At 67.8% G+C, this 25449-nt stretch carries 22 protein-coding genes; 8 read left to right on the top strand and 14 right to left on the bottom strand.

All coding sequences use genetic code 11. From position 1 onward, the window contains the following. Positions 1 to 40 precede the first annotated feature (40 nt). Positions 41 to 1144 (top strand): metallophosphoesterase, encoded by a 1104-nt coding sequence (locus VGK32_11915; GenBank protein HEY3382469.1) that lies wholly within the window; start codon positions 41 to 43, stop codon positions 1142 to 1144. Here VGK32_11915 and mraY read toward each other — a convergent pair. Both mraY and VGK32_11905 read right to left on the bottom strand, forming a co-directional pair. Next, positions 1137 to 2243 (bottom strand): phospho-N-acetylmuramoyl-pentapeptide-transferase, encoded by a 1107-nt coding sequence (gene mraY / locus VGK32_11910; GenBank protein HEY3382468.1) that lies wholly within the window; start codon positions 2241 to 2243, stop codon positions 1137 to 1139. The genes VGK32_11915 and mraY overlap by 8 nt on opposite strands. Beyond that, a complete protein-coding gene (locus tag VGK32_11905; GenBank protein HEY3382467.1) occupies positions 2240 to 4261 on the bottom strand; it encodes a UDP-N-acetylglucosamine--N-acetylmuramyl-(pentapeptide) pyrophosphoryl-undecaprenol N-acetylglucosamine transferase in 2022 nt (673 codons plus the stop codon). Before VGK32_11905 ends, mraY begins: the two co-directional genes overlap by 4 nt. A gap of 27 nt (positions 4262 to 4288) precedes the next feature. Here VGK32_11905 and VGK32_11900 point away from each other — a divergent pair, with 27 nt between their 5' ends. The 4 genes from VGK32_11900 to VGK32_11885 all read left to right on the top strand — a co-directional run bounded on the left by VGK32_11900 (position 4289) and on the right by VGK32_11885 (position 10188). Beyond that, positions 4289 to 7366 carry an aminotransferase class III-fold pyridoxal phosphate-dependent enzyme gene (locus VGK32_11900; GenBank protein HEY3382466.1) on the top strand — a complete coding sequence of 1026 codons (3078 nt, stop codon included), beginning with the start codon at positions 4289 to 4291 and terminating at the stop codon, positions 7364 to 7366. Beyond that, the gene (locus VGK32_11895) at positions 7363 to 8523 is read left to right on the top strand and encodes a HAMP domain-containing sensor histidine kinase (protein ID HEY3382465.1); all 1161 of its coding nucleotides are present in this window, start codon (positions 7363 to 7365) and stop codon (positions 8521 to 8523) included. The genes VGK32_11900 and VGK32_11895 overlap by 4 nt, the downstream gene beginning before the upstream one ends. Next, positions 8520 to 8894 (top strand): YigZ family protein, encoded by a 375-nt coding sequence (locus VGK32_11890; protein ID HEY3382464.1) that lies wholly within the window; start codon positions 8520 to 8522, stop codon positions 8892 to 8894. Before VGK32_11895 ends, VGK32_11890 begins: the two co-directional genes overlap by 4 nt. Positions 8895 to 9021: 127 nt before the next feature. Continuing rightward, positions 9022 to 10188, top strand: coding sequence for a SpoIIE family protein phosphatase (locus VGK32_11885; GenBank protein HEY3382463.1), 1167 nt, complete (start codon positions 9022 to 9024; stop codon positions 10186 to 10188). A 46-nt stretch (positions 10189 to 10234) separates the two neighbouring features. On the opposite strand, the gene VGK32_11880 is transcribed toward VGK32_11885, so the two are convergent. The 3 genes from VGK32_11880 to ybaK form a co-directional block, all read right to left on the bottom strand. Beyond that, positions 10235 to 10537: a hypothetical protein gene (locus VGK32_11880; protein ID HEY3382462.1), complete on the bottom strand. Its 303-nt coding sequence runs from the start codon at positions 10535 to 10537 to the stop codon at positions 10235 to 10237. A 100-nt stretch (positions 10538 to 10637) separates the two neighbouring features. After that, a complete protein-coding gene (locus VGK32_11875; GenBank protein ID HEY3382461.1) occupies positions 10638 to 11045 on the bottom strand; it encodes a hypothetical protein in 408 nt (135 codons plus the stop codon). Between the two features lie 145 nt (positions 11046 to 11190). Further along, entirely contained in the window at positions 11191 to 11679 is a 489-nt protein-coding gene (gene ybaK / locus VGK32_11870; protein ID HEY3382460.1) for a Cys-tRNA(Pro) deacylase, read from the bottom strand. 53 nt (positions 11680 to 11732) lie between these two features. On the opposite strand from ybaK, the gene VGK32_11865 reads away from it, so the two are divergent. After that, a complete protein-coding gene (locus VGK32_11865; protein ID HEY3382459.1) occupies positions 11733 to 13721 on the top strand; it encodes an NAD(+) synthase in 1989 nt (662 codons plus the stop codon). A 31-nt stretch (positions 13722 to 13752) separates the two neighbouring features. Here the strand turns inward: VGK32_11865 and pheA are convergent, their stop codons facing one another. Next, on the bottom strand, positions 13753 to 14823 hold the full coding sequence (pheA, locus tag VGK32_11860; protein HEY3382458.1) for a prephenate dehydratase: 1071 nt from the start codon (positions 14821 to 14823) through the stop codon (positions 13753 to 13755). A 385-nt stretch (positions 14824 to 15208) separates the two neighbouring features. On the opposite strand from pheA, the gene VGK32_11855 reads away from it, so the two are divergent. Further along, the gene (locus VGK32_11855) at positions 15209 to 15910 is read left to right on the top strand and encodes a Plug domain-containing protein (protein HEY3382457.1); all 702 of its coding nucleotides are present in this window, start codon (positions 15209 to 15211) and stop codon (positions 15908 to 15910) included. Here the strand turns inward: VGK32_11855 and VGK32_11850 are convergent. The 5 genes from VGK32_11850 to VGK32_11830 all read right to left on the bottom strand — a co-directional run bounded on the left by VGK32_11850 (position 15904) and on the right by VGK32_11830 (position 20813). Next, on the bottom strand, positions 15904 to 17514 hold the full coding sequence (locus VGK32_11850; GenBank protein HEY3382456.1) for an MFS transporter: 1611 nt from the start codon (positions 17512 to 17514) through the stop codon (positions 15904 to 15906). The genes VGK32_11855 and VGK32_11850 overlap by 7 nt on opposite strands. An 18-nt stretch (positions 17515 to 17532) precedes the next feature. Then, positions 17533 to 18048, bottom strand: coding sequence for a prolyl-tRNA synthetase associated domain-containing protein (locus tag VGK32_11845; protein HEY3382455.1), 516 nt, complete (start codon positions 18046 to 18048; stop codon positions 17533 to 17535). 56 nt (positions 18049 to 18104) lie between these two features. Beyond that, positions 18105 to 18998, bottom strand: coding sequence for a 2-hydroxy-3-oxopropionate reductase (locus tag VGK32_11840; protein HEY3382454.1), 894 nt, complete (start codon positions 18996 to 18998; stop codon positions 18105 to 18107). 70 nt (positions 18999 to 19068) lie between these two features. Continuing rightward, a complete protein-coding gene (locus tag VGK32_11835) occupies positions 19069 to 20292 on the bottom strand; it encodes an aminoacetone oxidase family FAD-binding enzyme (GenBank protein HEY3382453.1) in 1224 nt (407 codons plus the stop codon). 206 nt (positions 20293 to 20498) lie between these two features. After that, positions 20499 to 20813 carry a hypothetical protein gene (locus VGK32_11830; protein ID HEY3382452.1) on the bottom strand — a complete coding sequence of 105 codons (315 nt, stop codon included), beginning with the start codon at positions 20811 to 20813 and terminating at the stop codon, positions 20499 to 20501. Positions 20814 to 21103: 290 nt separating this feature from the next. Here VGK32_11830 and VGK32_11825 point away from each other — a divergent pair, with 290 nt between their 5' ends. Then, positions 21104 to 22498 (top strand): APC family permease, encoded by a 1395-nt coding sequence (locus VGK32_11825; protein ID HEY3382451.1) that lies wholly within the window; start codon positions 21104 to 21106, stop codon positions 22496 to 22498. A gap of 6 nt (positions 22499 to 22504) precedes the next feature. Here the strand turns inward: VGK32_11825 and VGK32_11820 are convergent, their stop codons facing one another. The 3 genes from VGK32_11820 to VGK32_11810 form a co-directional block, all read right to left on the bottom strand. Next, positions 22505 to 23155 (bottom strand): corrinoid protein, encoded by a 651-nt coding sequence (locus tag VGK32_11820; GenBank protein HEY3382450.1) that lies wholly within the window; start codon positions 23153 to 23155, stop codon positions 22505 to 22507. Positions 23156 to 23239: 84 nt separating this feature from the next. Further along, on the bottom strand, positions 23240 to 24700 hold the full coding sequence (locus VGK32_11815; protein ID HEY3382449.1) for a trimethylamine methyltransferase family protein: 1461 nt from the start codon (positions 24698 to 24700) through the stop codon (positions 23240 to 23242). Between the two features lies 1 nt (position 24701). After that, entirely contained in the window at positions 24702 to 25424 is a 723-nt protein-coding gene (locus tag VGK32_11810; protein ID HEY3382448.1) for a hypothetical protein, read from the bottom strand. Positions 25425 to 25449: the final 25 nt, after the last annotated feature.

Here is a 25449-nt window from a genome sequence, read left to right as displayed (position 1 = left end):
TCCCGCCGCAACCTGCGGCCTGTATGCGATAGTAGAGACAATGACCTTCTTCGCCATCATCCTGTCGGTCTGGACCCTCGAGCATGTCTACGTCGTGGCCAGGCTGTGGAACCTGCCGCCAGCCGCCGGGCCGCTGTGGCACCGGGCGCTGCTCATCGGCGGGGCACTCCTGTGGGTGAGTTTTCCGCTCGGCCAGATTCTCGCCCGTTCGACGAGTCGGACCGTGGCGGCGCCGGTCGAACTGGTCGGTGCCACGTGGGTCGGCATGCTGTTCTTCTTGTTCGCCTGGTTGCTCGGGGCCGACATCGTGACCGGCTTCGGGTGGCTGATCCCGGGACTCTCCAGGCCGCTTCGCCTCGCTGCCGTCGCGATCGCCATCGGCCTGAGCCTGTTCGCCGTCACGCAGGGTCTGCGCGCGCCGACCGTACAGGAGCACCGGGTGGCCATCCAGGGACTCCCGCCAGCCCTGGCCGGACTGCGCATCGTCCAACTGTCGGACCTGCACCTCGGTCCTGTGCTTCGGAAGCGCTGGATCGAGGAACGAATCACGCAAGTGGAGCAGCTCCGTCCGGACCTCATCGTCGTCACCGGCGATCTGGTCGATCAGGATTCGTCGTTGTCGGAGTTGCTCGTTCCGTCGCTGCGCACGCTGCACGCGCCCCTCGGTGTCTGGGGCGTCACGGGAAACCACGAGTTCTACGCCGGCCTGGACGGCTCGCTGCGGGTCTTCGCGGATGCCGGCATCCGCCTGTTGCGCGATACGTCGGTGGAAGTCGCGCCCGGCCTCGTGCTGGCAGGGGTGGACGACCTCACGGCGAGGCGGCAGTTTGGACAAAGCGACCATCCGGTCGATCGCACTCTCGCTCATCGTCCGCCGGGGTCAACGGTCTTTTTGTGCCACAGTCCATGGCAGGTGGAACGGGCCGCGCAACTGGGCGTGGGCCTGATGCTGTCGGGCCACACCCACGACGGACAGATCTGGCCGTTCACCTACCTGGTCCGGATGGTGTATCCGTACGTGGCCGGGCGATATGCGATCGACGGCATGTCGTTGATCGTGTCGAGAGGGACGGGATTCTGGGGGCCGCCGATGCGGCTGTTCAGGCGCGGCGAGATCGTGGCGATTACGGTCTCTCCTACCTGAGCTTGATTGTCGCGAGCGCCGCGAGCGCGAGCATGCCGGAAATGATCCAGAGCCTGATCACGACCTTCGTCTCTGCCAGGCCGGTGTGCTGCATCTGGTGGTGAAACGGCGCCCGGTAGAACAGGCGCCGGCCCAGCCACTTGATACCAATCTTGTCCTGCACCTGCGAGCTGACCGCTTCCACGACGAACAGGCCGCCAAGGATGAGGAACAGCGCCTCCTGCTTGAGCAGCACCGAGATGGTGGCGATGCAGCCGCCGATGGCGAGCGACCCGGCATCACCCATGAAGATCTGCGCGGGATAGGCGTTGAACCACAGGAAGCCGATGCCCGCGCCGGCGAACGCCGCACAGAACACGATGAGCTCGCCCGAACCTGGCAGCAGCGGATAGAACAGGTAGCGCGCCCAGATCGCGTTCCCCATCACGTAGGCGAACAATCCCAGCACGCTGATGACGAAGACCGACGGCACGATCGCCAGACCGTCGAGCCCGTCGGTGATGTTGACGGCGTTTCCGACGAGCATCACGAAGATGAACACGACCGGCAAATAGAGCGCCAGCGATCGGACGAGAGGCGACTTGAGAAACGGCACGTACAGGTTTCCCATCTCGCGTCCGGGAAGCGGCGACCACGGGCTGGCGATGAGGGCGACGAGCACGGCCGTGAAGAGCCCCTGCAGCAGCAGTTTCATCGGCTCGGACATGCCACGATTGCCCGAACGCGCCCTCCATTTCGCCACGTCGTCCACCAGGCCGATGGCGCCGAACCAGAGCAGCGCGACGAGCACGGTGAGGACGTACCGGCTGGCGAGATTGCACCACGCCACCGTGGCGATGACGATGCAGCCGACCATGACGGCGCCGCCCATCACCGGCGTGCCGGCCTTGTCGAACGCGGACGGGACGCCGGTCTCCCGCAGTTGGTCCACCAGGCCGCGCCGGTGGAGGTACCAGATGAACCGCGGCGTGATCAGCAACGTCAGGATGATGGCCGTCAGCGCAGCACCAATCGCCCGGACGGTCAGGTACTCCGACAGGCGCAGGAGCCCCAGCACGCCGACGCGGGAGTGCACGAGCGCGCCGAGCAGGTAGATCACCGGGCGCCTCCTTCCCGAGCGGCGATCGCCTGCAGCAGGCGACCGTAGAGCCGCTTGATCTGAAACTCGGGTTTGAAATCGGTGGACGTCAGCACGAACTCCTGGAGCGCGGGCATCAGTCGCGTGAGGTCGCCCGCCCGGCCCCGCTCCACGAGCGTCACCAGGCCGTCGAGCGCCGCGGCGCGCACGCGCCAGAATCGTGCGCCCTTCAGAGCGAGCAGCGCCGGCAGCGCATCGGTTTCGTCGCCCACGCGGCCGAGCGCCTGGGCCGCTGCCGCCGCCACCTCGAGCCAGCGGTCCGAGAGCAGACGCTCGAGACCTTGAACGATCTGCTGTCGCGACTGCAGGTACGCCCCTAGCGCCGCCGCAGTGCGCGCAGCCTCGGCGCGCGCCTCGAAGTAGGGATCGGCAAATGCACCGACCAGCGCCGCCTCCACCTCGGGCGTCGTCACGCCCAGCCGTGCGATCGCCGCCAGGATGTTGCGTCGAATGAATCCAACCTGCTCGTAGTCGCCGCCGCACAGGCGCTTCAGCAGGGCGGCCGGGCGCCGGTCGCCCAGCAAGGCCAGCAGCAGCGGCAGCTTCTCGCGGGCGTGCAGCAGCCCAATCAGCTTGACGCCCAGGTTGCGGCGCTCCCAGTCCGCGCTCACGAGCAGCGACGCCGCGCGGCTCACGAAATACGCCCGGTCGTCGGGCGACGGCACGACGAAGTCTGGGCTGTACGCGGCGCCCTTCTCCGCCGCCGCTCGCTCGAGGCGCGACAGGAGCGCCTGGTTCGTGGGCAGGGATTCGAAGGCCGCGCCGTCCACGCCGGTGGGTCCCGCGACGTCCTCACCCCGGATGCACCGCACAATCAGGCTGAGCGCATCCTGTCGGAGAAACGTGCGGCTCTTCTGCCCCATCTCCGCGAGCCGCGCCGTGTCGTCGATGAGCGTTCGAATCGCCGTCGCCAACTGGCGCCCGTCCACCTGCTCGACGATCGCTCCGTTGACGAGCGCGGCCTCCTCGTAGATCACCAGGGCTCCGCCGCAGCGGGCCATCGCGCGAGCGTTCATCACCTGGTGGTCACCGGGCAGATTGGCCTTGGGGATGACGATGGCCGGCAGACCGAGCGACGCCAGCTCGTACAGGCTCCCGGCGCCCGCGCGCGCCACGACGAGATCGGCCACCGCGTAGATGTTCTCAATCTGGTAGAAGAACGGCCGACTGACGTAGAACGTCGCAATCTGTCGGCGCTCGTCCTCCGTATACTGCGCATCGATCCGCGCCTGGGTGTCGTCGGTCGCGTGGTAGTCACGGCCGCGAAACAGACCGGTGCCGTGGATGATGAACAGGCGATCGCGCAGCGGAAGGAGGTCGCCTAACGCGTCGACGATTGCACGATTGATCGTGCGGGCTCCCTGCGAGCCGCCGAACACGAAGATGACCCGTCGTCCGGGTGGAAGAGTGAAATCGAGACGACGACCGGCCTCTGTGCGATCGACGACCGCAATCCGCCCCCTCAGCGGGTAGCCCGTCACGACCCCGTTCGACGGGAAGCTCGAAAACGTCTCCGGAAACGTCACGAAGACGCGGTCGGCCACGCGGCCGACCAATTGGTTCAGCTTCCCAGGGGCCGCGTTCTGTTCATGGACGAACACGCCAGCCCGGAGCAGGCCCAGGCGACGCAGAATCGCAGACGCGAACATGATCGGCGCCGACGCAAACCCGCCGGTGCCGACGATGACGTCCGGACGGAAGGACAGGAGGATGACGACCGCCTGCACCACGCCAACGCCGAGGTTCGCCAGGAAACGGACGAGCTCGAGCGATGGCCGCCCGCCCGGGTAGCCGGACGCCCGCACGAAGCGGATCGGCATCCCCTCGCGCGGCACCACCTCGGCCTCCGCCCGGCCGCGCACACCGACGTAGAGAAAACGCGTCCCCTCGCCGGAGAGCGCCCGGCCAATCGCCAGCGCCGGATTGACGTGTCCGGCGGTTCCGCCACCCGTCAGGAGAATCCGCTTCAACTCGCTCATCGACGTCTTCAGAGGAACAGAGACGCGATGGTAACATGGCCTGCCATGGACGTCGTCGTACAACACGCTCCCCGTTTCTCTCCAGTCGAGGCCGAGGACCTCGCCGCCCGCATCTTCGGCACGTCCGGCAAGGCAGAGCCGCTCGCCAGCGAACGCGATCAGAACTTCCGACTGGTCGACTCGGACGGCCGCGCCTTCGTTCTGAAGATTGCGAACGCCACGGAGCAGCGGGAGATCCTCGATTTTCAGAACGCGGCGCTCGCCCACCTGGCCACCCGCAGTCAGTCGCTGCTGGTGCCCGCCGTCGTCTTGTCGCTCTCAGGCGCCCCGATCACGAGCGTGCCGGGCGCCGACGGCGGCGAGCACCTCGTTCGACTGCTGACGTGGGTCCCGGGCACCGTGCTCGCGCGCCACTCGCCGCACAGCGAGGAGCTGCTCGTGAGCCTCGGCCGTCGACTGGGCGAAATGGATCGCGCGTTCGCCGGCTTTTCGCACCCGAGCATGCGGAGACCTCTGCCGTGGGACCTGACGGGGACGCCGTGGATCGCGGCCGAGGCGCACCGCTTCGAACAGATCTGCCAGCGCGAGCTCATCGAGCGCACGCTCGACCGTTTCCGGGAGGTCGTCCTCCCTCGCCTCGACGGCCTCCGGCGCCAGGTCGTCCACAACGACTGGAACGACCACAATGTCCTGGTGGGGCCGGCCGACGTCGTGGGGGCCGTCGACTTCGGCGACATGATCTACTCCTGTACCGTTGCCGATCTGGCCACCGCCAGCGCGTACGCCATGATGGGCAAGCCCGACCCGATCGCGGCCGGCGCGGCCATCGTCCGCGGGTACCACGAGAGCCTGCCGCTGACGGACGAGGAACTGCACGTTCTCTACGATCTCATCTGCGCACGGCTTGCGATCAGCGTCACGATGACCGCGTGCCAGCTGGCGGAGGCGCCAGGCAACGAGTACTTGCGCATCAGTGAACGAGGTGCGTGGGCGCTGCTCGAACAACTCGCGGCGTCGAATCCGACATGGGCGTACTTTGCCTTTCGTCACGCCTGCGGCTTGCCCGCGTGTCCGACGACCGCGGCCCTGACGGCGTGGCTCGCGGCAAACCGCGACGGGTTCGCGCCCGTCATGGGCTATGACCTGCGCACGACCCCGGTCGTGGTGCTCGACCTGAGCGTCGGCAGCCTCGACATCCCGCGGCCGGAGATCGTCCAGCAGACTTCTTTGTTCTCTGCGCACGTCGATGAGGTGATGCGCCGGAGTGCGGCGACGATTGGCGTGGGCCGGTACGACGAAGCGCGCCTGGTCTACGTTACCGATCTCTTCCGTCACACCAATAACTGGTACACCGAGAACCGCACGATCCACCTTGGCCTGGACCTGTTCTGCCCGGCCGGATCGCCGGTGTACGCCCCGCTCGACGGCGTCGTGCACAGCATCGCGAACAACGCCGCGGCCGGCGACTACGGACCGACAATCATCCTCGAGCACAGGGTGGATCGGGGGCGACTCCAGTTCTTCACGCTCTACGGCCACCTGAGCCTGGAGTCGCTGTCCGGCCTCGAGCCCGGCAAGGCCGTCAGGCGTGGCGACCGTCTCGCGTGGCTGGGCGATCCTTCGGTGAACGGCGGGTGGCCGCCGCACCTGCACATCCAGATCATCACCGATCTGCTCGGCCGTTCCGGCGAGTTTCCGGGTGTGGCCGCGCCCGGCGAGCGTGAGATCTGGCTCAGCCTGTGCCCTGACGCCAACCTGATCGCCGGCGTGCCCGAAGAACGGTTCCCGGCCACCCCGAGATCCGCCGACGCGCTCCTCGACGCGCGACGCCGGCGCCTGGGCAGGAACCTGAGCATCTCCTACCGCCGGCCGATTGCGATGGCCCGCGGAGTTCGCCAGTACCTGTTCGATCGCGACGGGCGCCGGTTCGTCGATTGCGTGAACAACGTGCCTCACGTCGGCCACAACCACCCGCGTGTCGTCGAGGCTGCGGTGCGACAACTGGCGGTGCTCAACACGAACACCAGGTACCTCCACGAGTCGATCGTCGACTACTCGGAGCGGCTGGGTGCGCTGATGCCGGAGCCGCTCGGCGTGTGCTTCCTGGTCAATAGCGGAAGCGAAGCGAACGAACTGGCGTTGCGTCTGGCTCGCGCGTATACCGGCCACCGCGACATGGTCGTGGTGGACCATGCGTACCACGGGAATACGACATCACTCGTGGAGTTGAGTCCGTACAAGTTCGATGGGCCCGGTGGGACGGGCGCGCCGCCACACGTGCACAAGGTCGTCATGCCCGATGTGTACCGCGGACCCTACCGCGCGGCGGATCCGCAGGCCGGCGTGCGGTACGGACACGAAGTGCGGCGGGCGATCGAGCGCGCCGAATCGTCGGGGCGTCGTGTCGCGGCGTTCATCTCCGAATCGATCCTGGGGTGCGGCGGCCAGATCGTCCTGCCTGCCGGGTACCTCCGCGAAGCGTATGCCGCCGTCCGGGCGGCTGGCGGCGTGGCGATCGCCGATGAAGTCCAGGTCGGGTTTGGGCGTGTCGGCACCAACGTCTGGGGATTCGAGACGCAGGGTGTCACCCCGGACATCGTCACGCTGGGCAAGCCGATCGGCAACGGCTTTCCACTGGGAGCGGTCGTCACACGGCCCGAGATCGCCGACGCGTTCGACAACGGCATGGAGTACTTCAACACGTTCGGCGGCACGCAGGTCGCCTGCGGGGCCGGTCTCGCCGTGCTCGATGTGATGCGGGATGAGGCGTTGCAGCCGCACGCGCTGGAAGTGGGCACGAGGCTCCGGCGGGGCCTCGAGGGCCTGATGGACCGCTTCTCCATCATCGGAGACGTGCGGGGCCTGGGGCTGTTTCTGGGCGTGGAGATGGTCAGGGATCGAGAGACCCTTGAACCCGCCGCCGCAGAAGCCGAGTATGTGGTCAACCGGCTCCGCGATCGGGGCCTGCTCGTCAGCACCGACGGTCCGATGCACAACGTCCTGAAGATCAAGCCGCCCATGCCGTTCTCCGCGGAGGACGCCGACGCCCTCGTGACCGCCCTGGGCGACGTGCTTGGCGAGAGCGGCGCGCAGGTGTGTCCATGAGCGTGCCGTCCCACGACTCGCCGGTCACCTTCTTCGCTCCTCCCGAGCGCGTGCCGATGACGACCATCGTCCGCCAGCGAGAGCTCCTGGCGGCTGAACCGGTCGTGGGAACCCTGCTCGAGAGCTTTCCCGAGCCGGCCGCCATCATCAACGACCACCGACAGATCGTGAGGGCGAACCTCCGGTTCGAGCAGTTGGCGAAGAGATCTGAGGGCGAACTGCTGGGCCTGCGCGTGGGACAGGCCATCGGCTGTCAAAACAGTGAGAGCGAGCCGGCCGGGTGCGGAACGACCCCCGCCTGCGCCCTGTGCGGCGCGGCGCGCGCGACCGCCAGGACACAGTCAATCGGCGAGCCTACCGGCGAGGAGTGCCGGCTGACGCTGAAACCGGAACTCGGCGGCGACTCGCTCGACCTGCAGGTCTGGACGACGCCGATCGAGATCGCGGGCGGGCGCTTCGCGGTATTTGCGATTCGCGACACCAGCGGCGAACAGCGGCGGCGCGTGCTCGAGCGGATGTTCTTCCACGACGTCCTGAACGCGGCGGGCGGGCTTCGCGACATCCTGAGACTCTGGCCGCATCTCACGCCGGAGGAGGCTGTGGAGTTCAGCGGCCGGATCGCGCCGCTGGCCGCGCAGGTCGTCGAGGAGATCGAAGCGCAGCGCGACCTGGCGGCCGCCGAGCGGGGCGAACTCACGGCGCGGCCTGTTGAGATCGACGTTCGCGAGTTGATCGAGGATCTGGTCAACCTGTACCGGCACCACTCGGTTGCGACCGGCAAGAGCATCGCGGTGAACATGGCCGGAGAGGCGACCATCATCACCGACGGGATGCTGCTGCGCCGCGTGCTGGGCAACCTCGTCAAGAATGCGCTCGAAGCGTCGGGCGCCGGCCAGTCGGTCACCATCTCGTTCGAAAGCGGACTGCCCACGCGCTTTGCGGTGCACAACGAGAGCGTGATGCCCGATGCCGTCAGGCTGCAGGTCTTTCAGCGGTCGTTCTCGACCAAGGGCGGGCGCGGTCGCGGGGTCGGCACCTACAGCGCGCGGTTGCTCGCCGAACGTCATCTGCGCGGACGGCTCACGTTCACGTCCGCTCCAGGACAAGGCACCATCTTCGTGCTCGAACTGACTGCCCAGGAAGGCACCACGTCGTGAAGGTGCGCAGCACCAGCGAGTTCGCGCTCACGGTGGAACGCTCGCGCTTCTACGCCCTGCTCTCGCCCCTCGGATCGGCCGATGAGATGGATGCGCTGCTACGCCTCCGCAAGCGCGACTACCGCAAGGCCAACCACCACTGCTGGGCTCATCGCCTCCGCGACCCGTCCGGCACCGTGCTGGAGGCGTCCAAGGATGACGGCGAGGTCGGCCACCCGGGACGGGTGCTGCTGGAACTCCTGAGGAAACACGACATCGAAGGCGCGCTCGTCGTCTCGCGGATCTTCGGGGGCGTGAAGCTCGGGGTCGGCGGCGTCTCTCGCGCCTTCCGGGACGCCGGACAGGCGGCGATCAACAAGCAGACTGGGTAGGGTTGGTCCGCACCGGGAACGCACCGTCCCAGATTCGGACAGTGGCCAGGCGGTCTGCGCGCGGCCGTCGGCCCTAACCAGTGACGGTCAATGGAGATACGACAGCCGCGCCGCTGGCACGCGGCTTGTGTCTTCCACCGACATGCCCGATATCAAGACCCTCGCGGGTTGCCCTCAGATCCTCGTCGCCGACGATCAAGCCGACGTTCTCGACGCACTCCGCCTGTTGCTGCAGCCCGAAGGGTTCCGCACGGAGATGGTACGTTCCCCGGCCGCAGTCCTCGAAGCCCTATCCAAGCGCGAGTTCGACCTCCTGTTGATGGATTTGAACTACGCCCGGGACACCACATCGGGGCGCGAAGGCCTCGACCTGCTGTCGCAGGTGCGCACGGTCGACGAACAGCTGCCGGTCGTGGTCATGACCGGTTGGGGCACGATGGAAGTCGCGATCGAAGCGCTGCGTCACGGGGTGCGCGACTTCATCCAGAAGCCATGGGACAACGACCGCGTCGTCGCGATGGTCCGGGCACTGACCGACGCGCGGCGCGGCGAACGCCACGCCACCGCCCGACACACGCGCGAACTCGATCAAGCCCGCGACATTCAGCGTCACCTGCTGCCGCCAGAGCTGCCTTCACGCCCCGGTTGGGATCTTGCGGCCGTGTGCGAGGCAGCGGCCTCGGTCGGCGGCGATACCTACGACGTGATAGCCCTCGATGACCGCTGGCTGGCGCTCTGCGTCGGCGACGTTGCGGGCAAGGGAATCCCGGCCGCGTTGCTGGCGGCCAACTTGCAGGCCGCCGTCCGCTCGGCAGTTGGCGACGGCCGAATGCCGGCTGACGTGTGCGCGCGCGTCAACCGGACGCTTTGCCCGACGCTGCCGGACGATCGCTTCGTCTCCTTCTTCTTCGCCATCCTCGACACGCGCGATGGGACCTTCCACTACTGCAACGCCGGCCACAACCCGCCGGTGCTCGTCCACAGCGATGGCCGGAACGAGGTGCTCGCCGAGGGCGGTACGGTGCTCGGCATCTGCCTCGACTCCCGGTACGCGGAGCGGACCGTGCGGATGGCGTCGGGCGATACACTCGTCCTCTACACCGACGGCATCACCGAGGCGTGCGACGCGACGGGCGACGAGTTCGGCGAACGCCGGCTCACCGGCATCATCATCGCCGCCGCCGGCGCCGGCGATGCCGGCCACGTGCGTGACTGTGTGTTGGAAGCCGTTCGAACGTTCAGCGCCGGACGGCACGACGACGACCAGACGTTGATGGTGGTGTGCAGAAGGTAGCGGGCGGGAGAGGGCGGAACCGGTGGGGTCCCGCCCTCCAGGTGTCCTACTTCTTCTTCGGCGCGGGCTTGGCCGCTGCGGGCTTGGCCGCCGCGGGCTTGGCCTCGATCTCGGTCGCGATCATCTTGTAGTAGACCGTGACCTTCTCCCCCACCTTCGGCGCGCCCTTGGTGGCCGCCTCGGTCGTGAACGTCCACACGTCCTTGGCGCTCTTCTCCACGGTGAACGTCGCACCATCCACCGACTTCACCGTCCCGGTGAATTGATAGCTCTTCTCAGCGGCGTTGGCCACCGACAGCAGGCCGACAGCGACGACGAGGGCGAGCGCGATCCAGAGCACCTTCTTCATGCGTCCTCCTCCAACGTGGGGCTGGCGGGAGCCAGCTCCGGTCTGGCAGGTCCTCCCTGCCTCCTCTCGGCGGTCGGGCAGCCGACCCGTCCGCCAGCACCTACGCCTGCGGCCGCGCGGATGACGAACCGGACGGTCGCAGCGCCCGAGCGATGAGACCGAGCCCACCGGCGAGCAGCCCGAGCATCACGAGCGTGTTGTACAAGCTGGTCTGTCGGAAGTAGATGTCCAGGTTCATCAGGATGCCGGCCACGATGATCGCGAAACCGACGACGGTGAGGAACCAACCGATGATCGAACGGCCGTTGAAGAACAGCACACCGATGCCGATGAGGAGCGGCAACAGCGTCAGCCCGAAGGAATTCGTTCCCCAGAAGTACCAACCCGAGGTCGTCACCTGCACCTGGTTGAGCAGCAGGTACGCGCCAACGGCCGCCATCACGACGCCGATGATGAACTGGCCGATCCCCCCGGGTGTGCCGCCCGCACCGCGTTGTGCCTCGCCCATCGTTTCCTCTCAATCGATATGCAAGGGGACAAGGTATCACTAGTCTTCCAATTTGCGGAACCGATCTGTCTCCGGCCTCCGGCCCCCGCCGCGCCGCGAGCGCCGGGCCCTCGGCTGGCGCCTGCCGTCCCTGCGTCTCCACGGTCTATCCGCCCACGAGCGCCACGTCCACGAGCGTTGGGGAGAGCACCCGCACGAGGTCCGCCGGCGCGAGGCCGACCAGGAAGCCCCTGCTGCCGCCGTTGACGTAGATGGTCGGCTCCTCGAGCACGCCTCGCTCGAGGTAGACGGGCATCGCCTTCCTGGTGCCGAACGGCGAGGTGCCGCCCACGAGATAGCCTGTGTGGCGGTTTGCGACGTCCGGCCTGCATGGGGCCACGCTCCGCGCGCCAATTTGTCGGGCGAGCTGCTTGGTGGACACCTCGCGGTCGCCGTGCATCAGGACGATCAACGGCCGCCGGCCGTCGTCTTCCATGATGAGAGTCTTGATGACCGCGTGCTCGGGCACGGCCAGTTCACGCGCCGCGACGGCCGTGCCGCCGTGTTCCTCGTACCGATACCCGTGCTCGGTGAACGGAACGTGCTGCGCCCTCAGGAACAGGACAGCCGGTGTGGAAGGAAACGCGTGGGACATAGGCAGGTGGAGTGCTATGGCTCTGTGGCCATGCCGGCGTATCATAGCATCGCATGAGCGCACTCCAGGCGCGGCCCGACTTCGGCTTCGTCCGTGTGGCGGCAGCCGTTCCAGCCCTGAAGGTTGCCGATATCGAGCACAACGTCCGCCAGATCCTCGAATGCGCCGCGCGGGCAGACGAGGAAGGCGCCGAGCTCGTGGCCTTCCCGGAACTGTGCCTGACCGGGTACACCGCGGGCGATCTCTTCCATCAGCAACTCCTGCTCGACCGGGCCGCTGAGGCGCTGGCCGAGATCGCCAGCGCATCCTCACGGCTCAGCCCGGTCCTGATCGTCGGATTCCCGCTGGCGGCCGAGGGCTGCCTGTTCAACACGGCCGCGGTGGTGAGCGGCGGGACCGTGCTCGGCCTCGTGCCGAAGACCTATATCCCTGGCTACAAGGAATACTACGAGGAGCGCTGGTTCGCCTCGTCGCGCGACCTGCTGGTCCGCGACGTACCGGTCGGCGGCCAGGTGGTGCCGATTGGCACGGATCTCCTCTTCCGCGCCCACGGCGCCACGGGCTTCGTGTTCGGCGTGGAGATCTGCGAGGACCTCTGGGGACCCCTGCCACCGAGTTCGTTCCAGGTGCTCCATGGCGCGCAGTTGATCGTCAACCTCTCCGCATCCAACGAACTGGTCGGCAAGGCCGACTACCGGCGCGCGCTGGTCGCGCAGCAGTCGGCGCGAGGCATCTGCGCCTACGTCTACGCGTCATGCGGTGCCGGCGAGTCCTCGCAGGACGTGGTCTTCGGCGGGCACGCCATCATTGCGGAAGACGGATCGACGCTGGCCGAGTCCGCGCGCTTCTCGCGAGAGTCGGAACTGCTGGTGGCCGACGTGGACATCGAGCACCTGCGGCTCGACCGCGAACGCACGACGAGCTTCAGCGACTCGGTGCATGCGTTCCCGCCGATGGTGTGGCGAACGATCGACGTTGGCGAGGCTGATGTTGCCGTGCCGAACGCGCGTCCCGCCCGGTCCGCGGCCGCGCTCGGCCTGCGCCGCCCGATTGACCCCACCCCCTTCATCCCGCTGGACGATGCGGAGCGGAACCGGCGAACCGAGGAGATCATCTCCATCCAGACGTCCGGGCTTGCGAAGCGGATGACGCAGACGAAGATCGAGCGGCTCGTCGTCGGCCTGTCGGGCGGACTCGATTCCACCCTGGCCTTGCTCGTCGCCGTTCGCGCCTTCGATCTGCTCGGCCTGCCGCGGGCATCGATCTTCGCCTTCACCATGCCGGGATTCGGCACGAGCGCCCGCACGCGGGGCAACGCCGGACGCCTGGCCCAGGGCTGCGGCGTCACGCTCGAAGCCATCGACATCACCGAAGGCTGCCTGCAGCAGTTCCGCGACATCGGCCACGACCGGCACGTGCAGGACGTCACGTTCGAAAACGTGCAGGCGCGCTATCGCACCATGGTGCTGATGAACAAGGCGAACCAGCTGCGCGCACTGGTGCTCGGCACCGGCGACCTGTCCGAGATCGCGCTCGGCTGGAACACGTTCAACGGCGATCACATCTCTCACTACAACGTGAACGCCGGCGTCCCCAAGACGCTGGTGCGGCACCTGGTCGGATGGGTCGCGGCCCAGCCCAGCTTCGCCCCGGTGAAAGCGGTCCTCGACGACGTCCTCCAGACACCGATCTCGCCAGAACTCGTCAGCGGCGACCAGCCCGGCGCCGTCTTCCAGAGGACCGAGGACATCATCGGGCCGTACGAGCTGCACGACTTCTTCCTGTATCACTTCGCACGGTGGGAGAGCCGCCCGGCCAAGATCTTGTTCCTCGCGACAAGCGCGTTCCGCGATCGGTACGACGCCGACACGATCCGCAAGTGGCTGCGGGTGTTCATCACCCGGTTCTTCGGCAACCAGTGGAAGCGGTCGGTCATGCCCGACGGCCCGAAAGTCGGCTCGGTGGCGTTATCGCCCCGGGGCGATTGGCGCATGCCGTCGGACGCCGAGGTCACGCTCTGGCTCGACGACCTGTCGGCGTGAGCCCGGAGTCGACGGACTGCAGTCCGGGACCTCAGAGCCCGTTCGCCGACGCCGCCGGCTCGTAGAACCCCAGCACTTTCCAGGTCAGCGTCAATTCCGGGATCCGCCCGAGCGCCCGGACGACGTGCTCGTCGTCCCGCGCACCGAGGAAGTCCAGCAGGAAGGCGAACGCGCCCGGGTCGCTCCGAACGGGACGCGACTCGATGCGCGTGAGGTTCAACTGCTCTTCGGCAAACACGCGCAGCACGTCGAGCAGCGCACCGGCACGGTGCGGCGCCGAGAATACGAGCGAGCACTTCCGACCGACCGAGCCGGTCCCGTCGCGGGCGAGCGCGAGGAAGCGCGTCGTGTTCGCGGCGTGGTCCTCGACGCGTTCCTCGACGACGTCTAGCCCGTAGAGGGAGGCCGACAGCGTGCTCGCGAGCACCGCCACGGACTGCGGCCGATCGTTGGCCAACCACCGCGCCGCACCCGCGGTGTCGTAGAAGGGCCGCGCCTCGAGCCCCAGACGCGAGAGGAACCCCCGGCACTGGCCGAGGGCCTGCGGGTGGGAGTACACCGCCCTGATGTCGCGACGATCGGTTCCAGGAAGCGCCAGCAGCGCGTGATGGATCGGCTGGAGCACCTCCCCGACAATCCGCAAGTTGGTTTCGACCAGCAGGTCGTTCACTTCACCGACCGCGCCCTCGATCGAGTTCTCGACGGGGACGAGCCCGACGTCCATGGCGCCGTCGGCCACGCCCTGGAAGACGTCGCGGAACTCGCGGCACGGCATCGGAACCAGGCTGGCGCCGTAGCTCCTGGCCGCGAGTTCACCCCACGCGCCACGCTCGCCCTGGAACGCGACGAGGCGGAAGCGACGGTCCTGGAGGCGGCGAGACTCCTCCATGATCGCGCGGAACAGAGCCTCGATGAACGGCGCGTCGAGCAGCGTGTCGCGGGCGGCGTTCACGTTCCGCAGGACTTCTTCCTCCCGGGCCGGATCCTCCACGACGGGTTTGAGACGCCCGGCTCTGAGCGCCAGTTGCATCCGGTCGTCAATCAACCGCAGCAACTTCCGGTCCGCATCGTCAATGGCCGAACGCAGTCTCGCGAGATCCATCACGGTCCTCCCTGTCGATTGTATCGAGAGCCGGTGTGTCGTCGTGCAGGGCCTGCACGGGGCCAACCCGCACCGCCGCGCGCGGCCCGCTGCGAGCTGTCGACGAGAAGCGAAACGCCGGTGAGGTATGGAGTGGGTGGGCGCTAGCGCCCAAACGGGACGGCGAACGAGCGGCAGACCTCGGGCGACATCGGGCGTGCGCCGAGATGGCTCGTGGTCAACATCAGATCTGCACCCTAGCATCGGTCCGCATGGTGAGTCAACGACCGGCCGGCTGCCCCAGCGGCCGGCCCCGCGCGTTCGGACGACCTCACCAATCTGCTACGCTGTTGGTTTCGGCCGGCTCTCGCGACGCCGGCCTGCGGCCTCTGGACGAAGTGGAGCGATGGACTTGAGACATCGAGGATGGACGGCGGGTCTCGTCGGTCTGGCGGGCGTTGGCGTGCTCGGCGCGCCGGCCACCGCCCGGTCGCAGACCACACCCCCGCGTTTCGAGGAGTCGGTGCTGGTGACGCCGGCCGCGTCTCCCGTGTCGTTTCAGGCGCTGGCCCGTCACGTCTGGGTGCTCGACCGAGCGGAGATTGACCAACTGCCTGGCCGCTCGCTGGCGGACATCCTCGCGTACGCCATGAGCGTCGACGTGCGGTCGCGCGGACCGCTTGGCGTGCAGGCCGACTTCTCGCTGCGCGGATCGGGCTTCGGCCAGGTGGCCGTGATGATTGACGGCGTCCGCATCGAGGTGTGCTACGGCGCCGGATCGTTCTGGGTGACGCCGCAGACGCGAAGGTCGGCCAGGAGACCGGCTGGGAGGCAGACGTCGGCGTCGATCATCGCCCGCCATACGGCCTCGGCCAGCGGCACCGTTCGCCTGCCGGCGCGCCTCACGCTGGCGCAGCGCCTGGCGTTCGTGCGCCGCGTGGACGGACGCCAGTACGTCCTCTGGGATCTTCGCGTGACGCGGTCCGTCGGCAAGGTCGAGCTGACAATCGACGCCGCGAACCTCCTGGACCGGCAGTACCAGGAGACACGTGGCGTCGACATGCCGGGACGTTGGATTCGCGCGGGCGTGCGGGCGTCGCTCTACTGACGGGCCTCGGCCGCCGACCGCTCGAGCCACTTGTTGAACACCCACAGCGAGGCCGCCGACACGAAGCCGATCGCCATCAGGATGATCCAGCCGAGGGCGTTGTTGGCGGGCACCAGCTCCAGCAGCCCGTTGGCCTTCGTCGTGGCACCCTTCGCCATGATCTCGTTGAAGATGTAGGCGCCGACCGGGCCGCCGAACAGCGCGCCGAGGGCGAGCGGGAGGTTTGCGTAACCGAGGAACAAGCCTTCCTCCCCCTTCGGGGCCAGGGCGCCGATGTACTCGTACATCCGCGGCGAGGTGAACAGCTCGCCAAGCGCGATCAGCGCAACCGTCAGAATGATGAAGACCGACGCGATCGGCAGCCAGTTGGCCGTCAAGGCCTGCGGGCCGCCAGCCGAGTAGATCGGCACGATGTTGATCAGCATCGCGACCGCGATGATGATGGTGCCGACGACCATCGACCGGATCGGTTTCATCTTCCCGAACGTCCGCGAGATGATCAGCTGGAAGCAGACGATCACGAACGGGTTCGCGGCGGTGTAGAGGTCCATCGCGGGGTTGGTCTCGACCACCTTCTTCACGTACAGCGGCAGCACGTTGTAGACCTGGTTGTAGATGAAGTAGAACCCCGTCATCACCACCAGGTAGAGGGTGAACCGCCCGCTGCGCAGCACGAGGACCATGTCGAGCAGGATCCGCCCCACCGACCGCTTCGGCTTGGCCGGCGCCGTCGCATCGACCGTCGGTTCCCGGTAGGTGAACAGCACGACGAAGAACGCGACCACCGAGGCGGCGGCAGCGACCGCGAAGATGTAGGACAGGCTGGCCGTCCCGGTTCCCACCCGCTCCGCCCCGCTCGCGCCGTAGATCCAGGAGACGGCGGCGGCCGAGGCGACCACGATACCCGTGAAGCCCGCCGTGGCCACCCAGATGTCCGCCCGGCTGCGGTTCGCCTTCGTCGTCCGGTGGACCAGCGCCACTATCAGCGTGGCCGCCACGGCGAGCACGGTCACGGCGGCGAGAATCGTGCCGAGCCCCGACCCGCTGCGCACGACGAACGCCGTGCCGCGGCCGAACAGGCTCCCGATATTGATGACCATGTAGAAGATGGCGAAGCCGAGCGTCGCCCGCGCGCCGGCCACCTTCTGCACCGTCCCGGAGATGCAGGGCTTGATGATGGACCCGCCGATCCCGATGAGCAGGATCGCACCGACGATCATCACCGTGTCACGCATGCCCACCGTGACTGCCCCGCGGATCGTCGGGTTCAGCGTGCTGCCGCCGAGCCACACCGGGTACCCCATGAAGAAATAGCCGGCAGTGAGCAGCACGAACGCGATGAGCAGCGCCCGCCGGAATCCGATCTGATCCGCGATCGTGCCGGACAGGATCGGCAGGAAGAACACCAGGAACCACAGCACGCTGCTGCTCAGGAAGCTGGGCCAGTAGGCGCCGAACCCGAGCTGTCCCAGGTAGATGACGACAAAGCTCGCCATCGAGTAGTAGGCGGCGCGCTCGAACAGTTCGGTGATGTTCGCCGTCCAGAACGAGGTCGGGAACGGCTGCACCGCGGCGGCGGTCTCATTCGATTCTGCGTGTGCCATGAGTCCTCGTGGGAAGTATCAGAGTGACACCTGACGGACCACGTTGCCCCGGTCTGCCAGGAATCGCAGGAAGTCAGCCGTGGCGAGCGTAATCGTAGCCGTATTGACGTTCGGATGGAACCCAATCCGTTCGGCCTCCACGAGATCGGCGTCGAGCACGACAACCACGTCTCGCGCCGAATCGTGGATGAGACCGAACGGCGACACCGCGCCCGGCGTCAGGTGGAGGAAACGCATCAGCCGGTCGGCCGACGCGAAGCTCAAGCGATCGTCGTTCAGTCGCGCCGCCAGCTGGCGGAGGTCCGCCTTCTTCGTGTGCTCGATCACGACGAGGTAGTGGCGGCTGCCCTTCGCGTTCCGCAGGAAGAGGTTCTTGCAGTGCGCAGCGGCGATGCCAGCCCAGTACTGCTCCGCCTCCTCGACGGTGAACACCGGCGGGTGCTCGTGGACCTCGAACGAGGTACCGAGGCGCGTGAGGTAGCCATACACCTCCTGCGACGCGGCCGTGGGATCGTTCATGGCAGATTCGGTCATGTGTTCCTCAGAGAGCGGCGCCCCCGGCGCGGGCGGGGACGCCCGCGGCCACTCCCCTACTCCACTCCCGCCATGTCGAACAGCACGGTCGCCAGCCCCGAGTAGTCATCATCGCCGCGTCCCGACGCAACCATCGATCCGACGAGTTGCGCGACGAGCGACGACACCGGCACGGGCGTCCCGTACGCACGCGCCGTCTCCAGCATGATCCCCAGGTCCTTGTGATAGAGCGCCGCGCGGAATCCCGGCTTGTAGTTCTTCTTGATGATCCGGTCGCCGTGCACCTCCAGCACGCGGCTCGCTGCGAAGCCGCCGAGCAGCGCCTCGCGCACCCGCTCCGGGTTCACGCCTGCCTTGTGAGCCAGCACCATGAGTTCGCTGACCACGGCCAGCGCTCCGCCGATCGCCATCTGGTTGCAGACCTTGCAAATCTGACCGGCGCCCGATTCGCCGATGTGGATGACCTTCTCGGGATTCCCCATGGCGTTCAGCATCGGCCGCACGCGCTCGAGCGCGCTCGCGTCCCCGCCGACCATGATCGACAGCGTCCCCTGGATCGCGCCAATCTCTCCGCCGCTGACGGGCGCGTCGAGCAGCGTGGCACCACGCTCGGCCGCCATCGCCGCCAGGCGCCGCGTCACGACCGGCGAGATGCTGCTCATGTCGATCACCACCGAGCCGGGCTTCACGGCGGTGAAGACACCGTTCGGCCCGTTGAGCACCAACTCGACATCCGGCGAGTCGGGAACCATCGTGATGATCACGCTGGCGGCGCGCGCCACGTCGGCCGGCGTCGCGGCCACCGAGGCGCCGGCCAGTGCCAGCGTGTCGACAGGACCGCGGCTGCGGCTGTGGACGACGAGCGAGAAGCCGGCCTTCAACAAGTTGAGGGCCATCGGCTTGCCCATCAGACCGAGACCAATGAATCCAACGGTTTCGCGTTCGGACATCGAATGTTCTCCATGACTGGATCGGGCGGACCGCAGGAACCGGAATCCGCCCCGATCGAATTGCTGCAGCTCACCTCGCGGCCGCGCGCGCCGCTGCCCACGCGCTCGACCACGCCCACTGGAAGTTGAACCCTCCCAACCGCCCGTCAACGTCCAGCATCTCCCCCACGAGAAAGAGGCCCGGACAGATCTTCGACTCGAGCGTCGCCCGGTCGACTTCGTCGAGCGACACGCCACCCGCCGTCACTTCCGCGTAGTTGTATCCCCGGCTGCCCGTGACGGGCAAGTCCCACTCGACAATCGCGTGAACCAGCCGACGCCGGTCCTCGCGTGGCAGGTGCGCCATCCGACTCCGACCATCGAGCGTCAGCGCGGCGAGCAACGCCTCCGCGACGGCCCCCGGCACCAGCGCTGCCACGGCCCCGCGGATCGTGCAGTTCGGCCGCTGCCCTGCCGCCTGGAGCAGCGCCTGCTCCACGGTCTGGAAGTCTCGATCGGCGGCGAACGACAGCCGGACAGTGGCGGGCATGCGATCGACCATCGCGCGGTGCCAGTGGCGCGACGCGTCGAGCGCCACCGGACCGCTCACGCCGAAGTGGGTCCACAGCAGCGGCCCGGCCAGCCGCGTGGGCCGCCGCCCCTCGACGTGAACCGTGAGTGTGGCCTGGTGCGACACGCCGGACAACGCCCGATGGAACTCGCCTCCGAGTACCAGCGGTACGAGCGCGGGCGTCGTCGGCACAATCGTGTGACCGCACGACGCGGCCAGCGCCAGGCCACCGCCGTCGCTTCCCGTCTTCGGCAGCGACAGACCGCCGGTCGCGAGGACCACGCGCCGCGCCCGCCCCGTCGTGCCCTTCGCCGTCAGCACGAACGCGTCGTCGTCGCGAACGAGGCGGTCGACGCGATGCTGGAGGCGGATGTCCACATCGAGCCGTGCCGCCTCGGCCAGCAGCGCGTCCAGTACCGTGCGCGCCCGATTCGAATCCGGAAAGAGCTTGCCGTCCTCCTCCTCATGCAGGTCGACGCCCAATTCCGCGAAGAACGCCACCGCCCGCGACACGGGGAACGCGCGGAGCACGCTGTCGATGACCCGCCGGTTGCCTCCCCAGAAGTCCGCGGCCGTGACCGCGCGGTTGGTGAGATTGCAGCGACCTCCGCCCGACACGAGGAGCTTGGCGCCGAGGCGACGCGCACCGTCGAACACCACGATCCGGGCGCCCGGCTTCTGCCGGGCCGCGAAGATCGCGGTGGCCAGACCGGCCGCGCCGGCGCCCACTATGGCAACGTCCATCGTCGAGGGAGACCGGCCTGGGCGGGAAACGGCGGGATACCGACGACCGCCAGGCACCGGCGGATCTTATCACCCGCAGGGCGCGTGGAACGGACGTCAGGCGGACGAGGAACGGACGCAGGAGAGGCCAGGAAGATGCGGGAGTTCGAAGCACCAGCGGAGCGCGGCAAGCCCGCCGTTCCGCCAGTCCGCCTGTCCGGCTCTCGTCAGTGAACGCTCCAATGCTCGGGCGTCTCCTGTGGCCACTCCTCGATCGCACGGCGTGCCTGGTCGAGCAGGGCCAGCAGGGCCGCGCGATTGTGTTCGGCGTCCTCAGCCGCACTCGCTTCGAGCACCCGGTGTGCCCCATGCAGGAAGGCAGTGAGAAGCGAGAGCACGCCTTCGTTCGGCTCGGCTTGGTAGCTGGCGAGCAGGTCGAACAGGCCTTCCACCATGTCGGCGACACCGTCGGCCTGCGGTGGCGATACGAGCGTCTCCGGCGTCACCTCGTCGTCCAACTTCGACTTGGGTCGTCTCAACATCCGTCACGTCCTTCGGGCGATCTAACTCATCCGCGCCGCGGGCCCGACTCGCGTCGGCTGCCGCGTCGCGGTTCATCGTCTGGCTGGTGAGCTTGCAAGACAGTCGCCACGGGCGCCCCCCCCAATGTTCCTGCCGTTTTCGTCCCGCGCGAAGCCCGGCATTGCACACGGTCGTCGGTTTGTCGTCGATCTGGCGACTCGACGAAAGGCGATGGTGGCGGACCGCCGGCGCTGCCATATAATCCGAACTCATCGTGCCAGTCGACTCGAATTCGCCGCCAGCGCCCCAGATGGAACTTCGACGCGTGCTGCGCCTGCGCGATCTCGTCGCGATGAACCTCGTCGCGGTGGTCTCGCTGAGGTGGATCACGCGCGCGGCGAGGCTCGGCCCGCCGTCGATCGTACTGTGGCTGCTCGCATGGGCCGCGTTCTTCGTCCCGCTCGGATTGGCGGTGAGCGCGCTCGCCAGCCGGTTCCCGGAACAAGGCGGCATCTATGCCTGGACGCGCCGCGCCTTCGGACGGCGTCACGGGTTCCTGTGCGGGTGGTGCCTGTGGATCAACAACCTCTTCTATTTTCCGTCGCTGCTGCTGTTTGCCGCGAGCAATGCAGCGGTCGCCATGAACGGCCCGGCCGCCGGCGGTCACGAGACTCGCACGTACTCAGTGGTCTTCGTTCTTGTCGTCTTGTGGCTCTCGACCGCCATCAACGTCATCGGCTTGCAGGTCTCGAAGTGGGTCCAGAATCTCGGCGGCATCGGAACCTGGCTGCCGGCGGCCGTGCTCGTGTCGTTCGGCGCGCTCGTGTTCGCCAGATTCGGGTCGGCGACGTCGTTTGCGCCACACGCGTTGCTGCCGGCGTCGGGCGGCTGGGACACACTCGTCGCGTGGTCCGGCATCTGCTTCGCGTTCTCGGGGTTCGAAGTCACGGCAATGGTGGGACAGGAGGTGTGCCAGCCCCGGCGCACGATTCCACTCGGCATCTTCCTCGGCGGAATTGGAGCCACGGTCATCTACATCGCCGGCACGGCGTCGGTCCTCGGCGCCATACCGCCGTCCATGCTCTCGGAACGGAGCGGGATTGCCGACGCGATTGAACTCGTGGCCGGCCGCATCGGCGTGGAAGGGCTTGGAGCGCTAATCGCGGCGTTCGTTGCGGTCGGCGTGATTGCGCAGACCAACTCGTGGGTCGCGGCATCCGCGCGCGTCCCGTTCGCGGCGGCGATGGACGATACGCTGCCGCGGTTCTTCGCGCGACTGCACGCACGCTACCGAACGCCGCACGTGGCGCTCCTGCTGCAGGCTGCGCTGTCCAGCCTGGCGCTCGTCGCGAGTCTCTTCTTCCAGATTGGCGGGAGTCAGACGACGCTGCAGGATGGGTACGACATCCTGGTGAACCTGACGATCCTCGCGTACTTCGTCCCGTATCTGTACCTGTTCGGGGCGCTGCTCAAGCTGCGCGAACCTGCGACGGACCGCGAGCAGGCGGAAGTCAGGATCCCGGGCGGACGATCGGGCCTCTGGCTCGTCGCCTGCACCGGGCTCCTGTCCACCGGCATCTCCATCGCCGTGCTGTTCGTGCCGCCTGCGGGAACCGGCAGCGCACTGAACTACGAGGTCAACCTCATCGGCCAGACAGCCGTGCTGCTGGCGATCGGCCTCCTGCTGATGCGGCGCCGGAAGTGATCGTCCTCACATGGCGGCAACCAGGCGGGTGGCGAGGTCGACGGCGGCCACGGCGTCCTGTGCCCAGCCGTCGGCACCGATTTCCTTCGCCCATTGGTCGGTGACCGGGGCGCCGCCCACCATGACCTTCACCTGCCCGCGGAGACCGGCCTGTTCGAGCGCCTCGATCACGGCCTTCTGTCCGTTCATCGTCGTCGTCAACAGCGCGGACAGCCCGACGATGTCCGCGTGCGTGCGCCTGGCCGTCTCGACGAACGACTCGATTGGCACGTCCACGCCGAGGTCGTGCACCTCGAAACCGTTCGCCGACAGCATCGTCGCCACGAGCGACTTGCCGATCTCGTGAATGTCGCCACGCACGGTGCCGATGACGACGGCGCCCGCCGACTTGATCTGCTGGCGGCGTGCGCGAAGCTCGGGCTCGAGCAGTGCCATCGCCTGCTTCATGCCGCTTGCCGAGACGATCAGATTCGGCAGGAAGTACTCGCCGGTCGCGTACTTGTCCCCGACGATTCGCATGCCAGGCACGAGGCCGCCATCGATGATCGCCAGCGGTTCGGCGCCGGCCGCCAGCGCCTTCCGCGTGCCTTCCACCACGGCGTCCGGGTCTCCATCCACGAGGGCGGCGACAATCTGCGCAAGGTATTCGGTCGACATATGCACTCCCTACAGGTGAGCGAAAGGGGCGATCTCCGTTCGATTACAGATCCGAGCACCAGGAAGACAAATCAGTCCCGACCCCTACTCGGGCAGCGGCGGGAGTTCGGTCATGCCGAACTTGCGCGCGGCCGTGGTCGTGATGGCGCGGAGTTCGGCGCGGAGCCCGGCCGGAACCGCGGTCGGCTCGTACGCCGCCACGAGCGTGCGCACCCGCTCCGCCGCCCGCTCCGCGGTGGTCTTCGCACCCTTGCGCCGCCAGCCGTCGGTCGTCGACCGGTCGATGACCGACGACGGGAGATACAGCTCCTTGCTGAACCACTTCAGCGTGTGCGGTTCAGCGAGATAGTCGGCGCGGTGGCCCAACTTGTGGAACAGCGTCAGGGCGATCGGATCCTCGCGCGGCTCGATGCCTCGGATGAGGCGCTTGGCCATCCCGATCATCTCGGCATCGATGACGAGTTTCTCGAGGCTCTGACAGCTCTCGAAATCCATCATGCCGGCACCGGACACCATGTTGATCCCCGCCAGGGCGGCGAGCAGCGTTCCGCCGGCGGACTCCATGCCGCACTGCGCATCGACCACCTTGGCGTCGCTCATGCCGAGGTAGGCGTGCGTCGGCAGGCCCAGGCGCTTGCCGACCTGCGCATAGGCGCAGTCGATCATCCACGTCCCCACGTCGCCCATCGGCGTCGTTCCCTCGCGCATGTCGAACGCCGCCGGTGAGCCGCCCCAGACGATCTTCGCCCCCGCCCGCGCGAGCTGGCCGATGACGACGCCGCTCAGACACTCGGCCGTGTGCTGGACGACAGCCGCCGCAAGTGTCACCGGCGCGGTGGCACCCGCGAGGGGCATCGACACGAGTTCTGCGGGAATGCCGGCCCTCGCGCAGTCGATCAGGTTCTGGCAGGTCAGGTTGCTCCAGAGCAGCGGCGGCGATGGGCAGACATCGAAAACGGCGATCGGCCGTGCGGCCAGCGCAGCCTCGCCGCCAGCCACGGCGACCAGCATCTCCTTCATCGTCCACCACGTGTCGGTGCGGAAGGCCCCGGTGACGATCGGCTTGCGCATGAAGTTCAGCGCCAGGTAGAGACGGTAGAGGTCGCCAATCTCGGGCGCCACGTCACCGCACACCATCGCCGTGCTCTGCGCGTCGATCTGGGGCAACTGCTCCACGAGCTTGATGAGCCGTACGAAATCGCCGGTCAGTGGCACGCGCTGCTGGTTCGTCTCGGGGTCGAGGATGGCGAGCGCTGCCGAACCAGGATCGAACTGCACCGAATCGCCGCCGTAGTGCACGACCGGCCGGCCGTCGAGCGTGTAGAGGTCGAATTCGTGCGCCACGGTCTCGAGTGCCTTCCGGGCGAGCGACTCGGGAATGTGGGCGACGAGCTTCTGCGGGTCCACGTCCGCCCCGGCCTCGGCCAGGAGCCGCCGCGCTTCCTCGTTGTGAACGCGCACGCCGGGATCGCGCAAGAGCGCCATACCTTCCGCGATGACACGGTCGACCAGCGCCTCGTCCAGCATTTTCACTGTCGGTCGCATCTCATAGCCCTCCTGACGCACCGCCGCACCCGCCGCTCCAGCGGCACGTACGGCGTGCGCCGCACCGCACGCATGCGTCCGCGGATCCTCGGCGGACACGCGGGCCCAACCCCGCCATGAACGACAACGACTTGCACGGCTGCATCTGACCGGACTCGCGGAGCGCGACGCCAATCGCGGCCGTGTCCACCAACTGGAAGATCAACTGCTGACCCTCACCGAGTGCCCAGCCTTCCATGCCCGGCATCAATGGATTCCCGACGTGCCAACCCCGCGCTTCCGCGTCGAGACACGCCTGGCCGCAAACGGCACGCGCCAGCAGATCGACCGCAGCACACGCGAGACCATCGAGCGCGAGCGAGAGAACGGGATCGCCGTCAAACGACGCCGCCGCGGCGCGGTCGATACGGTCGCCAACCGTGCACACGGCGACGAGCACCGCCTCGGCGCCCGCCAGTTCCTCGACGAGGGCGCCCGACACCCCTCGGGAGCCGCCGGCAAACACGACGGCGCCCGGCTCGAACGTGCAGGCGACCTCACGCGCCGCGACACGCGGCTCGATCAACCGCACGCCCACCGCGAGGGCGGACGCCGCCGCCACGCGGAGCGGTTCGAGACCCGGCGCACCGCCGGCGGGATTGATCCCCTGGCCGTGCAGGATGCGATCCACGTCGAGCGCCGACTGCCAGTCCGGAGGCACGATCACGGTGGCGGTATCGTACACGAAGAGTCAACCTGTTTGGCAAACC

Source organism: Vicinamibacterales bacterium, from assembly GCA_036504215.1.
Classification (GTDB): Bacteria; Acidobacteriota; Vicinamibacteria; order Vicinamibacterales; family Fen-181; genus FEN-299.
This window is presented reverse-complemented; position numbering and strand designations above follow the sequence as displayed.

Bases quoted from the DNA above. Each gene is read 5' to 3' on its own strand.
- VGK32_11855 (HEY3382457.1), top strand. From the start codon at position 15,209: ATGGACTTGAGACATCGAGGATGGACGGCGGGTCTCGTCGGTCTGGCG.
- VGK32_11825 (HEY3382451.1), top strand. From the start codon at position 21,104: ATGGAACTTCGACGCGTGCTGCGCCTGCGCGATCTCGTCGCGATGAAC.
- pheA (HEY3382458.1), bottom strand. From the start codon at position 14,823: ATGGATCTCGCGAGACTGCGTTCGGCCATTGACGATGCGGACCGGAAG.
- VGK32_11895 (HEY3382465.1), top strand. From the start codon at position 7,363: ATGAGCGTGCCGTCCCACGACTCGCCGGTCACCTTCTTCGCTCCTCCC.
- VGK32_11865 (HEY3382459.1), top strand. From the start codon at position 11,733: ATGAGCGCACTCCAGGCGCGGCCCGACTTCGGCTTCGTCCGTGTGGCG.
- VGK32_11840 (HEY3382454.1), bottom strand. From the start codon at position 18,998: ATGTCCGAACGCGAAACCGTTGGATTCATTGGTCTCGGTCTGATGGGC.
- VGK32_11830 (HEY3382452.1), bottom strand. From the start codon at position 20,813: ATGTTGAGACGACCCAAGTCGAAGTTGGACGACGAGGTGACGCCGGAG.
- ybaK (HEY3382460.1), bottom strand. From the start codon at position 11,679: ATGTCCCACGCGTTTCCTTCCACACCGGCTGTCCTGTTCCTGAGGGCG.
- VGK32_11905 (HEY3382467.1), bottom strand. From the start codon at position 4,261: ATGAGCGAGTTGAAGCGGATTCTCCTGACGGGTGGCGGAACCGCCGGA.
- VGK32_11845 (HEY3382455.1), bottom strand. From the start codon at position 18,048: ATGACCGAATCTGCCATGAACGATCCCACGGCCGCGTCGCAGGAGGTG.
- VGK32_11875 (HEY3382461.1), bottom strand. From the start codon at position 11,045: ATGGGCGAGGCACAACGCGGTGCGGGCGGCACACCCGGGGGGATCGGC.
- VGK32_11880 (HEY3382462.1), bottom strand. From the start codon at position 10,537: ATGAAGAAGGTGCTCTGGATCGCGCTCGCCCTCGTCGTCGCTGTCGGC.
- VGK32_11900 (HEY3382466.1), top strand. From the start codon at position 4,289: ATGGTAACATGGCCTGCCATGGACGTCGTCGTACAACACGCTCCCCGT.
- VGK32_11915 (HEY3382469.1), top strand. From the start codon at position 41: ATGACCTTCTTCGCCATCATCCTGTCGGTCTGGACCCTCGAGCATGTC.
- VGK32_11820 (HEY3382450.1), bottom strand. From the start codon at position 23,155: ATGTCGACCGAATACCTTGCGCAGATTGTCGCCGCCCTCGTGGATGGA.
- VGK32_11815 (HEY3382449.1), bottom strand. From the start codon at position 24,700: ATGCGACCGACAGTGAAAATGCTGGACGAGGCGCTGGTCGACCGTGTC.
- VGK32_11850 (HEY3382456.1), bottom strand. From the start codon at position 17,514: ATGGCACACGCAGAATCGAATGAGACCGCCGCCGCGGTGCAGCCGTTC.
- VGK32_11835 (HEY3382453.1), bottom strand. From the start codon at position 20,292: ATGGACGTTGCCATAGTGGGCGCCGGCGCGGCCGGTCTGGCCACCGCG.